Here is a 14,540-nt window from a genome sequence, read left to right on the forward strand (position 1 = left end):
GGATAAAGTGTCGAAGTCTGGATAATAGCCCAGCTGGCGCGCCCTAGAATTCGTCCGTTGTGTTTATGGAGGGATCTTGTGATGACGTTTAAAAAATTGCTGGCGCTGACCATGGCCCTGCTGATGTTCCCGCAGTTGGCCCAGACCCTTTACAGCCCGGCCTTGGGCGATATCGGCCGGGCCTTTGATGTCGCGCCCGAGCGAGCGGGGCAGACCTTGTCGGTGTATTTCCTCGCCTTCGCCCTGGGCGTGGTGGTGTGGGGCCGGTTGAGTGATCGTTTGGGGCGGCGGCCGGTGATGCTGATGGGGCTGGCAGTCTATGTGGGCGCTTCGGCGCTGGCCTTGACTGCGACGACATTCAACGCCTTGCTGCTGGCCCAGGCCTGCGCGGCATTGGGTGCGGCCGTGGGGTCGGTGGTCACGCAGACAGTGCTGCGTGACCGTTTCCACGGTGCCGAACTGGCCCAGGTGTTTTCCGTGATGGGCGTTGCGCTGGCCGCCAGTCCTGCTATCGGCTTGTTCAGCGGTGCGAGCCTGGTGGAGTTTTTCGGTTACCGCGGTGTGCTCTGCACGTTGCTGATGCTCGCGGGGGTGTTATGGGGGCTGGTGTTGGTGGGCCTTACCGGAGACCCGTCCGGCATCGCTGCCCACCGCCGCCCTTGGCCAGACGCTCGGCCTGATGCTCAAGGATGCCGGAGTATGGCGCTCGGTCGGGTTGGTCGCGGCGTTCAATATTGCGCTGTTCAGCTATTACAGCGTGGGGCCGTTTATCTTCGCGCAGCAGGGGCGTTCCACCGCCGAGTTTGGTTACAGCGGTGTGCTGCTGGCGCTGGGCTCCGGCTCGGGTGCATGGCTGAACAAAGCCTTGCTCAAGCATGGGTGGAGCGGCGAGCGGTTGGTGGTTGTCGCCGCCGCGGTGACCGTGGTGGGGAGTCTGTTGGTGTTGGCCCTGCAGCACAGTTGGCTGTTGGTGTGGCCGATGCTGTTGGTGGTGCTGGCCTTCGGCATGGCGATTCCCAACGTGCTGGGGGCGGCCCTGGTCGATTACCGTGACCGCCTCGGCACCGCCGCCGCCCTGTTTGGCTTGCTGTACTACCTGGTGATTGGTGGCGGGCTGGCTTTGGTGACCTGGTCCCAGGATCTTGGCTGGAGCCTGTTGGTGTGCGCTTTAGCGGCGTTGTGGCTGGCCACGTCGCGGCTATTCAGAAGTTGACCGACGCGCTCAGGCGCGCGGTCAACGGTGCGCCCTGGAACAGGTAGTCATCACCCATGTATTCGCCGGCGTCGCGCCAGTAGCGCTTGTCGAACAGGTTATCGACGCTCAGGCGAAACACCGTTTCGTAGCCATCGACCTTGGTGGTGTAGCGGCTACCGACGTTGACCACCGCGTAGTCGCCCACTTCCACATTGCCGGTGCGATTGGCGGACTTCTTGGCGCTGTATTGCACGCCGCCCAATACCGCCAGGCCGTTGACCCAGGGCAGGGCGTAGTCGGCGTACACGCTGGCGCGCAGCTTGGGCACGTTGATCGCCTGATGGCCTTCGTACGCCGGCGTGCCGCTGCCGCTCACCCGCGCTCGGATCGCGGCCACGCTGGTGGCGATCTGCAGACGGTCGGTGGCCCAGCCGTTGGCGGACAATTCAATGCCGGTGTTTTTTTGCTGGCCCTGCTGCACGTAGTTGAACGTGTCACCTTCGGGTTTGGCGTACTGGTAAGCCTGGCGCGTCTGGAACACGGCGGCGGCGAAGCTGATACGGCGCCAGTCGTATTTCACCCCGGCTTCGAGCTGGCGCGAGACAGTGGGGGCGAGTGTTTCATCCGCATTGTTTGCGAACCACGGCGCGGTGCCGCCCAGGGACAGGCCCTTGCTGTAGCTGGTGTACAGCGAAACGTTGTCCACTGGCTTGTAGATCAACGAGGCCTGGGGCAGGAACACGTATTGCTGGGTGTGGCGCGTCTGGTTGCCGGTGACGCTGTCGAAGGCTTTTTCGTCCAGGCGCACTTCACGGCCGCCGAGGATGGTTTGCCATTGCTCGTTGAAGCGGATGCGGTCGGTGACGAACAGCCCGTACTGGCGGCTGTCGAGGTTGCGGTGGCTGTCGTTCAACGGCTTGTCGGTCGGGGGAAAGCTCGGCACCTCTTCGTTGATATTGGCGGTGCCGATGAATTCGTTGACCGACTTGCGTTTGTCGATCACCCGGCGAAACGCGCTGGTGCCAAAGGTCAGTTCGTGGCCGATGCCGGCGGTGTCGAAGAGGCCGGTCATGGCCGCCTGGATTTCGTCGTCGCGGCGAGTGTCGTCCGGGCTGCGGTAGTCGTAGACGTCGTAATTGCCTTCGGGGCTGAAGTAGTTCGGCACGCTGGCGGCACTGCAACTGGCCGAACCATAGCAACCCCAGGCAAACGAGCTGTAGTCATCAATCACCACCTTGCTACGCGCCGCGCTGACACTGCCTTTCCACTGATCGCTGAAACGGTACTCGAACTTGCCGTTGAGGTTCAGCGAATCAATCCCCACCTGCTTGCCGCCCGTCTGGTGCCCCAGCAGCTTCTTCGGTGAAGCACCGTGGGGCACTTCGGTGCCGCCCAACAGTTGATACCCCGGTACCGAACGCTGTTGCTTGTTCTGGTATTCGGCGTCCAGTTGCAGCACGGCGTCGGGGCTGATGTTCCAGTCAAAGGCCAGGGACACGAAATCGCGCTGGCCGTTGGCGTGTTCCACATAGGAGTTGAGGTCTTCATGGGCGACGTTGGCACGCAGGCCGAACTGCTGCTCGCTGCCAAACCAGCCGCCGACATCGGTGGCGATATAACCGCTGCCGCGATCATCGGTGGACACCGTCACCGAGCGCACATCCTGGGGGCGTTTGGTCACGTAATTGATCACCCCGCTGGGCTCGGAAATACCGCTCTGCAAACCGGCCAGGCCCTTGAGCACTTCCACCTGCTGCTTGTTTTCCAGCGCGACGTTCTGCTCGCCGGTGATGGTGCGCCCATTGATCTTGTAACTGCTGGCCGCGTTCAGCGAAAAGCCACGCACCACGAAATTCTCGTAATAACCGATAGGCGCATAACTGTCGCCCACTGAGGCATCGTTGCGCAGCACTTCACTGAGCAAGCGTGCCTGCTGGTCCTTGATCAGCGCGGCGTTGATCACGGTGATCGAGGCGGGGGTGTCCAACAGCGGCGCTTCATCAAAGCCGCCCACCGACGCGGTTTCACTGCGGTAGCCCGACTCATCCTGGCCCTGAACCTTTACCGTCGGCAACTCGATCTCGGCGGCCAGGCTGCTGCCGATGCCGCCACTGAGCAACAGGCCGAGGGCGAAACGTGAAGTGACGACGGGGCGAAAACGCAAAACCATGGGGCAAGGCCTTAAAGCGCTGGGCGGGGGGCGCCTAAGCTAGGCATAAGCGCGGCCTTTTACAAGCTTTCGCGCAAGGTTCGCACGGCGAGACAACCCGTCTCAGCTCCGATGCCGATCCTGTTGCGGCTCGACAGCCAGGCGCCGGCTTGCGATAGACAAGGCTCCCCTCATCGTTTCAGGAGATTGTCATGGGTATCGCAGGTAAAGTCGCGCTGGTCACCGGCGCCGGGCAGGGCATAGGCCGGGCTATTGCCATGCGCCTTGCACAGGACGGCGCCGATGTCGCGTTGGTGGACATTGACGGCGCCAAGCTCAACGCCGTGGCCGCCGAAATCGTCGCCACCGGCCGCAAAGCCTCTGTGTTCATCGCTGATGTATCCAGACGCGAACAGGTGACGGCTGCGGTAGAGCATGCCCACCAGACGCTGGGCGGATTCGACATCATCGTCAATAACGCCGGAGTGGCGCAGATCGACTCATTGCTCGATGTCAGCCCGCAGCAGGTCGAGCGCACCCTGGATATCAACGTCAAGGGCGTGCTGTGGGGGATCCAGGCGGCCGCCAACAAATTCAAGGCGCTCAAGCACAAGGGCAAAATCATCAATGCTTGTTCAATCGCAGGGCATGAAGGCTTTGCGCTGTTAGGGGTCTACTCGGCGAGCAAATTCGCGGTGCGCGCCTTGACCCAGGCGGCGGCCAAGGAACTGGCGAGCGCGGGGATCACGGTAAACGCCTATTGCCCCGGTGTGGTGGGCACCGATATGTGGGTTGAGATCGACAAGCGCATGGCCGAGATTACCGGGGCGCAGGTGGGGGCAACCTACAAGCAGTACGTGGATGGGATTGCCTTGGGCCGTGCGCAAACGCCGGAGGATGTGGCGGGGTTTGTGGCATTTCTGGCAGGCCCGGACGCAGACTATATGACCGGGCAGGCGCCGTTGATCGACGGTGGCCTGGTCTACCGCTGACAGCGTGGTCGACTCGCCTGCGTGGGAGTCGATCCCTTGTATCAGTGGGTTTTGCCGGGCATATCAATACCCAGTTGGTTCACGCGTCGGTACAGGGTTGCCCTTGAAATCCCCAGGGCCTGTGCCGCAGGCGAGGGTTTCCAGCGATGGCGAATCAACGCATCCAGAACCATTTGACGCTCGGGGCTGGCGCTTTGCTCTTCCAGCCCTTGAGGCTGCTCGCCCCGGATTTCAATCGGCAAATCCACCACTTGCAGCGTAGTGCCTTCGCACACCGCACAGGCGTACGCCAGCACATGCCGCAGTTGCCGCACATTGCCCGGCCACGCATAACCCAGTAGCAATTGCAGTGTGGCCTGGCCGATGCCCAACGACACGCCACTGTTACGCGCCTCTTGCTCCAACAGCCGATTGATCAGGGCCAGCTTATCGGTGCGTTCGCGCAACGGCGGCAGGCAGAAGCGCGCACAACCCAGGCGAAAGTACAGGTCTTCACGGAATCGGCCCGCGCTGACCAGCGCCGCCAAATCGCGGTGGCTGGCGCAGATCACCTGAATGTTCACCACGCGGGTTTTCGCTGCGCCCAACGGCGCGACTTCACCCTCGGCCAGCACCCGCAGCAACCGTGTCTGCAACGCCAACGGCATATCGCCGATTTCGTCGAGGAACAACGTACCGCCTTCGGCTTGCAGTAGCAGCCCGCTCATGCCTTTGCTGGAGGCTCCGGTGAAGGCGCCGGGCGAATAGCCGAACAGCTCGCTTTCAATCAGGCTCTCCGGAATCGCCGCGCAGTTCACCGCCACAAACGGCCCGTGCCGGCGCGCGCTGTGCTCGTGCAACTGGCGGGCGAAGACTTCTTTGCCGACGCCGGTTTCACCTTGCACCAGCACGGGCAGGTTGCGGTCCTTGACCCGCGCAGCCAAGCGCAGGTGCTCCTGGATCCGCGGGTCGACTTGAGTCTCTGGCAGCGCCCGAACCGAGGGGCGTCGGGGTGCATTGACCCTCACGTGTACCGCGTCGGGCTTGCCCAGCCAGTGCAACTGCCGGGTTGACTGATCACTGGCTGCACGCAATGCATCCACATCGAACACTTCGCCGATATGCTCAGGCAGCTGGCCAAAGCGCAAGCGCAGGGCTTGACGCGCCTTGCTGTTCAAGGCGTGCAGACGTCCGTCCTGGTCCCAGGCCAGCAGCAGGTCGGGTTGGCTGTCGACAAAGCCTGGAGTGCTATGGGCTTGTAACACCCAGTGCTGCCGGGCGCTGTGCATGAAAAAAGCGTTTTCGATGGCCTGGGCGCTCTGCGCCACCATCTGCCTTATCAGGTGCTGGCTGCCGCGGTCATCCGGCGACTTGAGCGCCGAGACATCCAGCACACCCAACAGGTGGCCCTGCGGGTCGAAGATGGGCGCAGCCGAACACGTCAGGCCGATAAACGCTGCGCGAAAGTGATCACGCTTGTGCACCGTTACCGCCGTTTTACTGGTCAGCACCGTGGCCACGCCGCAGGTGCCTTCCTCGGCTTCCGACCAGCAGGTGCCCAGGTAAAGGCCGGCCTTGCGGCAGTCGGTGCGAATGCTCGCATCGACACGGTGATCGATGGTCTGGCCCTGGGCGTCGGTGAGCATCACGCAGTAGTCGGCATGGCGCACGCGATGGTGCAACTGTGCGACTTCTTCGCCGGCGATGCGCATGAACAGCTCGGCGCGCTCGCGGCATTCCTTGAGCAAGGGTTCGCTGAGGATACGTGGACCTTGCAGGGAGCCGGGGTCCAGGCGGTGTTGCTCCATGGACCGCCGCCACGAATCGAAGATCAGCGACGGCACGGGCGCCTGGGGCAGGCGCTCGGCATTGCGGACCACGCGGCTGACACAGTCGACATGCTCCCTGGAGTTCATGGCGAGCATAAAGCCTCCGGTTCTCAAGCTTTGTTGTTATGCGCGTCATTAAGCGCGCATGTGTGCCCACGGACAAGGGCACCCTGACCAACGCCTGCATTGAGACGCTGCGTCTCATGCCGCTGAGACTCAAGGGTCGAACTGCGTGGTTGCGTCTCACATTTAGTCGACCACTTGCCTGGGCATCGCTGTGTTGCACGGCTCTGGATCAAGGCTTTGCCAGGTTTTCTCGACGGTTGGCACAAGCTGTGCTGAACAGCTTGGCACTGGCCGCAGCCAGTTTTTTGTGCGTCGAGACAACCTGGAGAACAACAAGATGTCCACCCACCTGTGCACCGATCAGTTACTGCATGCCTACACCGTGATGCGCACCATCCGCGATTTCGAAGAACGCCTGCATGTGGAGTTCGCCACCGGCGAGATCCCCGGTTTCGTTCACCTGTATGCCGGTCAGGAAGCCTGCGCCGCTGGCGTCATGGCGCACCTCAATGACGATGATTGCATCGCGTCCAACCACCGCGGCCACGGACACTGCATCGCCAAGGGCGTCGACGTGTTCGGCATGATGGCCGAAATCTATGGCAAGAAAACCGGCGTGTGCGGCGGCAAGGGCGGCTCCATGCACATCGCCGACCAAGAGAAAGGCATGCTCGGCGCCAACGGCATTGTCGGTGCCGGCGCACCGTTGGCCGCGGGGGCGGCGCTGGCTGCCAAGCTCAAGGGGAGCCAGGGCGTGGCAGTGGCATTTTTTGGCGACGGTGGCTCCAACGAAGGTGCCGTGTTCGAAGCGATGAACCTGGCGTCGATCATGCAGCTGCCGTGTCTGTTTGTCGCCGAAAACAACGGTTATGCCGAGGCCACTGGCGCCGGTTGGTCGGTGGCCTGCAAAGACATCGCTGAGCGCGCCGCCGGGTTTGGTATGCCGGGGGTGATCGTCGACGGCAATGATTTTTTCGCGGTGCATGAAGCACTCGGCGTTGCTGTGGAGCGGGCGCGCCAAGGCGACGGGCCAACGCTGGTCGAGGTCAAGCTCAGCCGTTTCTATGGGCACTTCGAGGGCGATGCGCAAACCTATCGCGGCGCTGACGAAGTGAAAAACCTGCGTGAAAACGCCGATTGCCTGGCCTTGTTCCGTCAGCGCTGCCATGCCGAAGGCTGGCTGGATGCAGCGCAGTTCGAGCGCATCGACGGTGAAGTGGCGCAATTGATCGAAGACGCCGTACGCCTGGCCAAAACCGATCCCAAGCCCCAGGCCGCCGACCTGCTAAGCGACGTTTACGTGGCCTACCGCTGATACCAACCCTATAAAAACAAGACGTGGAGAGAATCTAATGGCTCGTAAAATCAGCTATCAGCAGGCGATCAATGAGGCCTTGGCTCAAGAGATGGGCCGTGACCAGAGCGTATTCATCATCGGTCAGGATGTGGCCGGTGGCACCGGTTCCCCCGGTGAGCAGGACGCATGGGGCGGCGTGCTCGGCGTGACCAAGGGCTTGCACCCGCAATTTCCCGGGCGCGTGCTGGACGCACCGTTGTCTGAGGTCGGCTACGTGGGCATGGCGGTGGGCGCCGCTACCCGTGGCATGCGCCCAGTGTGCGAATTGATGTTCGTCGACTTCATCGGCTGCTGCCTGGACCAGTTGCTCAACCAGGCTGCCAAGTTCCGCTATATGTTCGGTGGCAAAACCACTACACCGCTGGTGATCCGTGCCATGTACGGCGCCGGTTTGCGGGCGGCTGCCCAGCATTCGCAAATGCTCACCTCCATGTGGACGCATATCCCCGGCCTCAAGGTGGTATGCCCGGCCACGCCCTACGACGCCAAGGGCATGTTGATCCAGGCAATCCGCGACAATGACCCGGTGATTTTCCTTGAGCACAAAATGCTCTACGGCATGCAGGGCGACGTACCGCAAGAGCTGTACACGGTCCCGTTTGGCGAAGCCAACTTTGTGCGTGAGGGCAAGGATGTGACGCTGGTGACCTACGGCCGCATGCTGCATATCGCCCTGGAGGCTGCGGCCAACCTGGCGCGTCAAGGCATTGATTGTGAAGTGCTGGACCTGCGCACCACCAGCCCGCTGGATGAAGACAGCATCCTTGAAAGCGTCGAGAAAACCGGGCGCCTGGTGGTGATCGACGAATCCAACCCACGCTGCTCGGTCGCCACCGACATCAGTGCCCTGGTGGCCCAGCGGGGGTTCGCTTTCCTGCGCGCTCCCATCGAGATGGTCACCGCGCCGCACACCCCGGTGCCGTTTTCCGATGCACTGGAAGACCTGTACATCCCCAACGCCGCGAAGATCGAGGCCGCCGTGATGAAGATCGCCGACAAGAGGACCGCCGCATGATTCATACCCTGACCATGCCCAAATGGGGCCTGTCGATGACCGAGGGCCGCATCGATGTCTGGCTCAAACAACCCGGCGACCGAGTGGAAAAGGGCGAGGAAGTGCTGGACGTGGAGACCGACAAGATCTCCAGCAGTGTCGAGGCGCCTTTTAGCGGCGTGCTGCGTCGGGTACTGGCGCTCAGTGATGAAACCCTGCCGGTGGGCGCTCTACTGGGAATTGTGGTGGAGGGCGAGGCGACAGAGGCTCAGATCGATAGCGTGATCGAAAGCTTCAACGCCGGGTTCGTCTCCAGTGCCGCCGAAGCCAAAGAGGCCGGCCCCAGCGCACAAAAAGTCGAGGTAGGCGGGCGCTTGCTGCGTTATCTGGACATGGGCGAGGGCGGCACGCCGCTGGTGTTGGTGCACGGCTTCGGGGGCGATCTGAACAACTGGCTGTTCAATCAACCGGCCCTGGCCGCCGAACGCCGGGTGATTGCCCTGGACCTGCCGGGGCACGGGGAGTCGGGCAAGTCTCTGCAAACGGGAGACGCTGCCGAACTCAGTCATGCCGTACTGGCATTGCTCGACCACCTGGCGCTCGACCGTGTGCATTTGACCGGCCACTCCATGGGTGGGCTGGTGACCCTCACCGTCGCCAGCCTGGCGCCTGCACGTATCGCCTCCATCACCTTGATCGCCAGCGCCGGTCTGGGTGCCGATATCAACGGCGATTACCTGCGAGGTTTTGTCGAAGCCAACAACCGTAACGCGCTCAAGCCGCCATTGACTCAACTGTTCAGTAACCCTGCGTTGGTGACGCGGCAGATGCTGGAGGACATGCTCAAATTCAAGCGCCTGGAAGGGGTGGATCAAGCGTTGCGCCAGCTCGATCACAAGCTGTTCGATGGCGGGCGGCAGATGCTGGATCTTCGCAGCGAGGTGGGCCGCCAGCCGAGCCTGGTGATCTGGGGCAGTGACGATGCGATCATCCCGGCAAGTCACGCCCAAGGGCTGCAGGCTCAGGTGCATGTATTGCCGGGGCAGGGGCATATGGTGCAGCTGGAGGCGGCGGAGCAGGTCAATCAACTGATCTCCACTTTTTTGAACGCGCAGCCCTGATTGAGGTTCAAGGGAGGGACGGTTTGGTCTGTCCCTCCCACAAGGTCAAGCGTGTTTTTTCAGCTGGAGCGTTTCAGGGTTTCGCTGGGCAGCTCCTGAAAAAGCGCCCGGTAGCTGTTTGAAAACCGCCCCAAATGCCAGAACGACCAATTCATCGCGACCTCGGCCACCGTGGTGTCGGTCGTGCTCAGCAACTCCCGCCGCGCCCCGTTCAAGCGGCGCAACCGCAACCACTGCGCCGGGCTTATCCCCGTGTAGGTCTTGAACCCTTGCTGCAATTGGCGCAACGGCACACCCGCAATCTGCGCCAGTTCCAACAGGTTGGCGGTTTCATCCGGTGCATCCGCCGCCCATTCGCCGATGCGCGCCATCAATTGGCGTTCTTCATTGCGCTTTTGCAATGAACTGCCGTCCAGGCACACGCAGGCGTTATCGAGGATAAACAGGCAGTCGTCGAGCAGTTGCTGGGTGAGGGCATCGCGGCTGATGGGGTCGGTCAGTGCCGACAGGCGCGTAAGGGTGCCGCTCAGCCAGCGAGTGAACAGCGCATTTTGCCGACAGGTCAGCGGTGCCATGAACAAGCCTTCGAGTTTGGCTATATCCAGGCCCTGGCGCTGGACGAACTGCGGGCCGAACACCACTGCCACTTCGCGGTAGTTTACCGGGGTGATCCAGGTGTTGCGGCTTTCGCCATTGAGCAGGTACAGCGCGTTGTCACTGGCGTCGAAACAAAACGCCAGGGCGCCGGCAGGTGCGTTGAAATGCTGCTCCACCCGGGTGTTCATGCACTCTTCGTAGACCTGCACCCCGTGCAGGTCGAGGTAGCGCACCTGCCCGGCAAAATGCCCGGGGGACATCTGCTGGTACTGCTGCACCCAGCCGGGTGTCGCACTGCATTGGGCGGCCACATCGCCGGTGGCGAAGGCCTGTACGCGCAAAGCGGTTGCCTGTGTCATGGTGATCCGTGCGCACCCTATTGGTGCGTTGTGCCGCGTGCAAAGTGGATAGATGCCGTTTCAAGGCTGGCCCAAGATAGACCTCAATGCGCTGGGAGTACAACCCAGCGTCGCATCCCACCCAAGACGAGGTCCTTATGAACGCCCCCTTCGATCAGCTGTCCACCTGGCTGAAAGAACACAAGATTACCGAAGTCGAATGCGTGATCAGTGACTTGACTGGCATCGCACGCGGCAAGATTGCACCCACCAACAAGTTCCTGCATGAGCGAGGCATGCGCCTGCCGGAAAGTGTGTTGCTGCAAACGGTAACCGGGGACTTTGTCGACGACGATATCTATTACGACCTGCTGGACCCGGCCGATATCGACATGATTTGCCGCCCGGTCGCCAACGCCACTTACGTAGTGCCGTGGGCCATCGAGCCCACCGCCATCGTGATCCACGACACCTTCGACAAGCAGGGCAACCCCATCGAACTGTCGCCGCGTAATGTGTTGAAGAAAGTCCTGCAGCTCTATACCGACCAAGGCTGGCAGCCGATTGTCGCGCCGGAAATGGAGTTCTACCTGACCCAGCGCTGCGAAGATCCGGACCTGCCCTTGAAAACTCCCATCGGCCGCTCGGGCCGCGCCGAAACCGGGCGCCAGTCGTTTTCCATCGATGCCGCCAACGAATTCGACCCGCTGTTCGAAGATGTCTATGACTGGTGCGAAGCCCAGGGCCTGGACCTCGACACCCTGATCCACGAAGACGGCCCCGCGCAGATGGAAATCAACTTCCGCCATGGCGACGCCCTGGACCTGGCCGACCAGATCACGGTGTTCAAGCGCACCTTGCGCGAGGCCGCCCTCAAGCACAACGTCGCCGCCACCTTCATGGCCAAGCCGGTGGCCGACGAGCCCGGCAGCGCCATGCACCTGCACCAGAGCGTGGTCGAAATCGCTACCGGCAAACCGGTGTTCGTCGATGCCGACGGCAACATGAGCCCGTTGTTCCTGCATCACATCGGCGGCCTGCAGAAGTACATCCCCAAGCTGCTGCCGATGTTTGCCCCCAACGTGAACTCGTTTCGGCGTTTTTTGCCGGACACCTCGGCGCCGGTCAACGTCGAATGGGGCGAAGAAAATCGCACCGTCGGCCTGCGCGTACCCACGTCCAGCCCGGAGGCGATGCGCGTGGAAAACCGCCTGCCAGGGGCCGATGCAAACCCGTACCTGGCCATTGCCGCGAGCCTGTTGTGCGGTTATCTGGGCATGATCGAGCACATCGAACCCAGTGCCCCGGTGGAAGGCCGCGCCTATGAACGCCGCAACCTGCGCCTGCCGTTCACCCTCGAAGATGCGCTGGCGCGCATGGAGGATTGCGACACGGTCAAGCAGTACCTGGGCGAAAAATTCGTGCGCGGCTACGTCGCGGTCAAGCGCGCCGAGCATGAGAATTTCAAGCGGGTGATCAGTTCCTGGGAGCGCGAGTTCCTGCTGTTGAGCGTCTGAAAACAAGCATAAGAGGGGTGACGATATGCGTCTTGTGAACAAGCTTCTTCCACTGGCCCTGGTCGCGGCGTTCAGCGGTGCCGGTCAGGCGGCGCCGACGGTGAGTGTCTACAACTGGACCGATTACATTGGCGAGACCACCTTGGCGGATTTCCAGGCCAAGACCGGCATCAAGGTGATCTACGATGTGTTCGACTCCAACGAAACCCTGGAGGGCAAATTGCTGGCCGGGCGCACCGGGTATGACGTGGTGGTGCCGTCCAACCACTTCCTGGCGCGCCAGGTGAAGGCCGGCGCGTTCCTCAAGCTTGACCGCGCGCAGTTGCCCAACTTCAAGAACCTGGACCCCAAGCTGCTCAAGTTACTGGAACAGAACGACCCCGGTAATGCGCACTCGGTGCCGTACCTGTGGGGCACCAATGGCATTGGCTACAACGTCGACAAGGTCAAGCAAGTGCTGGGCATCGACCGCATCGACTCGTGGGCGGTGTTGTTCGAGCCGGAAAACATCAAGAAGCTGCATGAGTGCGGCGTGGCCTTCCTCGATTCAGCGGATGAGCTGTTCCCGGCGATCCTCAACTACATGGGCAAGGACCCACGCAGCGAGAATGCCGAGGACTACAAGCAGGCCGAAGCCAAGTTGCTCACGCTGCGGCCGTACATCACCTATTTCCACTCTTCCAAGTACATCTCCGACCTTGCCAACGGCAATATCTGCGTGGCCTTCGGTTATTCCGGCGATGTGTTCCAGGCCGCCAACCGCGCCAAGGAAGCCAAGAACGGGGTGAACATTGCGTATTCGATCCCCAAGGAAGGCTCCAACCTGTGGTTCGACCTGTTGGCGATTCCGGCCGACGCGAGCAACCCTAAAGAAGCCCATGCGTTCATCAACGACCTGCTGGAGCCTGAGGTGATTGCCAAGGTCAGCGCCTCGGTGGGCTATGCCAACGCCAACCCGGCCGCCAAGCCGTTCATGGCACCGGAACTGGTGAACAACCCTGAGGTGTATCCGCCCCAGGAGGTTCTCGACAAACTCTATATTTCCACCACGCCCACGCCGGCGACCATGCGCGTGATGACCCGTGCCTGGAGCAAAGTGAAGTCCAACCGATGATGCAGTCCAATGAACATGCCCCGTCCTATTACCGCGCTTCGGCGAATGCCATGGTGCAGCGGCCCGCACTTGAGGCAGACCTGAGCGCCGATGTGTGTGTGATCGGCGGCGGTTTCACCGGGGTCAACACCGCCATTGAACTGGCCCAGCGCGGGCTTTCGGTGATCCTGCTGGAGGCGCGCCGCATCGGTTGGGGCGCCAGCGGGCGCAATGGCGGGCAATTAATTCGGGGTATCGGCCATGATGTCTCCGGGTTTGCCAAATACGTGGGCGAGGAGGGCGTGCGCTATATGGAGCGGGCCGGTATCGACTCGGTCGCTCTGGTGGGCCAGCGCATTGCCGAGCACGGCATCGACTGTGACCTGCGCTGGGGCTTTTGCGAACTGGCTAACACCCCGGCGCAGTTTGCCGCGTTCAAGGGCGAACAGGCGCACCTGGCGGCCATGGGGTATGCCCATGAAACGCGGCTGGTCGGCCCACAAGACATGGCACAGGTGGTGGGCTCTACGGTGTATGCCGGCGGCCTGGTCGACATGGGTTCCGGGCATCTGCACCCGCTTAACCTAGTTTTGGGTGAAGCGCGTGCGGCCGAGGCCCTTGGGGTGCGCATCTTTGAGCACAGCCCGGTGCTGGAGCTGATCCATGGCGAGACGGTGCAAGTGCGCTGCGCAGGCGGCAGCGTGCGCGCAGCCAACCTGGTGCTGGCATGCAATGCCCATCTTGAGGAACTGGAGCCGCGCTTGAGCGGCAAGGTGCTGCCGGCGGGCAGCTACATCATCGCCACCGAGCCACTGCCTGAACCAGTAGCCCAGCAGTTGATCCCGCGGAACCTGGCGCTGTGCGACCAGAAAGTCGGCCTGGATTACTACCGGCTGACTGCCGACCGGCGCCTGTTGTTCGGCGGTGCCTGCCACTACTCGGGGCGCGACCCCCAGGACATCGCCGCGTACATGCGCCCGAAAATGCTCAAGGTGTTCCCACAGTTGGCCAACACGGCTATCGAGTTCCAGTGGGGTGGCAAGATTGGCATCACCGCCAACCGCTTTCCCCAGGTCGGGCGGCTCAAGCAGTACCCCAATGTGTTCTATGCCCAAGGCTATTCCGGTCACGGCTTGAACGTGACGCATTGGTGCGCACGGCTGCTGGCCGAAGGGATACATGCGGGTGCAAGCCAGGGCCTGGATATCTTCAGCCAGGTGCCGCACATGACCTTTCCCGGTGGCAAGGCGCTGCGCTCGCCACTGCTGGCGTTGGGGATGTTGTGGTATCGGTTGCGCGAAGCACTCTGATTC

General features: G+C 62.1%; 10 protein-coding genes and 1 pseudogene. 8 read left to right on the plus strand and 3 right to left on the minus strand.

Annotation, left to right across the window (positions count from 1 at the left end):
- Nucleotides 1-81: 81 nt before the first annotated feature.
- Nucleotides 82-1,213, plus strand: a pseudogene (locus tag AB4P90_RS12220) (MFS transporter).
- Here the strand turns inward: AB4P90_RS12220 and AB4P90_RS12225 are convergent.
- On the minus strand, nucleotides 1,203-3,365 hold the full coding sequence (locus tag AB4P90_RS12225; protein WP_395605921.1) for a TonB-dependent siderophore receptor: 2,163 nt from the start codon (nucleotides 3,363-3,365) through the stop codon (nucleotides 1,203-1,205). The pseudogene AB4P90_RS12220 and the gene AB4P90_RS12225 overlap by 11 nt on opposite strands.
- Nucleotides 3,366-3,556: 191 nt before the next feature.
- On the opposite strand from AB4P90_RS12225, the gene AB4P90_RS12230 reads away from it, so the two are divergent.
- The gene (locus tag AB4P90_RS12230; RefSeq protein ID WP_003190660.1) at nucleotides 3,557-4,336 is read left to right on the plus strand and encodes an acetoin reductase; all 780 of its coding nucleotides are present in this window, start codon (nucleotides 3,557-3,559) and stop codon (nucleotides 4,334-4,336) included.
- Between the two features lie 41 nt (nucleotides 4,337-4,377).
- Here the strand turns inward: AB4P90_RS12230 and AB4P90_RS12235 are convergent, their stop codons facing one another.
- The gene (locus tag AB4P90_RS12235) at nucleotides 4,378-6,240 is read right to left on the minus strand and encodes a sigma-54-dependent Fis family transcriptional regulator (protein WP_130175661.1); all 1,863 of its coding nucleotides are present in this window, start codon (nucleotides 6,238-6,240) and stop codon (nucleotides 4,378-4,380) included.
- A gap of 307 nt (nucleotides 6,241-6,547) precedes the next feature.
- On the opposite strand from AB4P90_RS12235, the gene AB4P90_RS12240 reads away from it, so the two are divergent.
- The 3 genes from AB4P90_RS12240 to AB4P90_RS12250 are packed head-to-tail and all read left to right on the plus strand — an operon-like array spanning nucleotide 6,548 to nucleotide 9,682.
- Nucleotides 6,548-7,525, plus strand: coding sequence for a thiamine pyrophosphate-dependent dehydrogenase E1 component subunit alpha (locus AB4P90_RS12240; protein ID WP_003190663.1), 978 nt, complete (start codon nucleotides 6,548-6,550; stop codon nucleotides 7,523-7,525).
- A gap of 37 nt (nucleotides 7,526-7,562) precedes the next feature.
- On the plus strand, nucleotides 7,563-8,582 hold the full coding sequence (locus AB4P90_RS12245) for an alpha-ketoacid dehydrogenase subunit beta (RefSeq protein ID WP_003190665.1): 1,020 nt from the start codon (nucleotides 7,563-7,565) through the stop codon (nucleotides 8,580-8,582).
- Nucleotides 8,579-9,682 carry an acetoin dehydrogenase dihydrolipoyllysine-residue acetyltransferase subunit gene (locus tag AB4P90_RS12250; protein WP_019817349.1) on the plus strand — a complete coding sequence of 368 codons (1,104 nt, stop codon included), beginning with the start codon at nucleotides 8,579-8,581 and terminating at the stop codon, nucleotides 9,680-9,682. Before AB4P90_RS12245 ends, AB4P90_RS12250 begins: the two co-directional genes overlap by 4 nt.
- Nucleotides 9,683-9,741: 59 nt before the next feature.
- Here AB4P90_RS12250 and AB4P90_RS12255 read toward each other — a convergent pair whose 3' ends face one another.
- Nucleotides 9,742-10,638, minus strand: a complete 897-nt coding sequence (locus AB4P90_RS12255; RefSeq protein ID WP_020301853.1) for a helix-turn-helix domain-containing protein — start codon at nucleotides 10,636-10,638, stop codon at nucleotides 9,742-9,744.
- 137 nt (nucleotides 10,639-10,775) lie between these two features.
- Here AB4P90_RS12255 and AB4P90_RS12260 point away from each other — a divergent pair, with 137 nt between their 5' ends.
- The 3 genes from AB4P90_RS12260 to AB4P90_RS12270 are packed head-to-tail and all read left to right on the plus strand — an operon-like array spanning nucleotide 10,776 to nucleotide 14,537.
- Nucleotides 10,776-12,134, plus strand: coding sequence for a glutamine synthetase family protein (locus AB4P90_RS12260; protein WP_014718136.1), 1,359 nt, complete (start codon nucleotides 10,776-10,778; stop codon nucleotides 12,132-12,134).
- A 25-nt stretch (nucleotides 12,135-12,159) separates the two neighbouring features.
- Nucleotides 12,160-13,248 carry a polyamine ABC transporter substrate-binding protein gene (locus tag AB4P90_RS12265; RefSeq protein ID WP_060767324.1) on the plus strand — a complete coding sequence of 363 codons (1,089 nt, stop codon included), beginning with the start codon at nucleotides 12,160-12,162 and terminating at the stop codon, nucleotides 13,246-13,248.
- Entirely contained in the window at nucleotides 13,245-14,537 is a 1,293-nt protein-coding gene (locus AB4P90_RS12270; protein ID WP_073454468.1) for an FAD-binding oxidoreductase, read from the plus strand. Before AB4P90_RS12265 ends, AB4P90_RS12270 begins: the two co-directional genes overlap by 4 nt.
- The last annotated feature ends 3 nt before the right edge of the window (nucleotides 14,538-14,540 follow it).

The sequence above is a fragment of the Pseudomonas sp. B16120 genome (genome assembly GCF_044218845.1).
Lineage (GTDB): Bacteria > Pseudomonadota > Gammaproteobacteria > Pseudomonadales > Pseudomonadaceae > Aquipseudomonas > Aquipseudomonas paracarnis.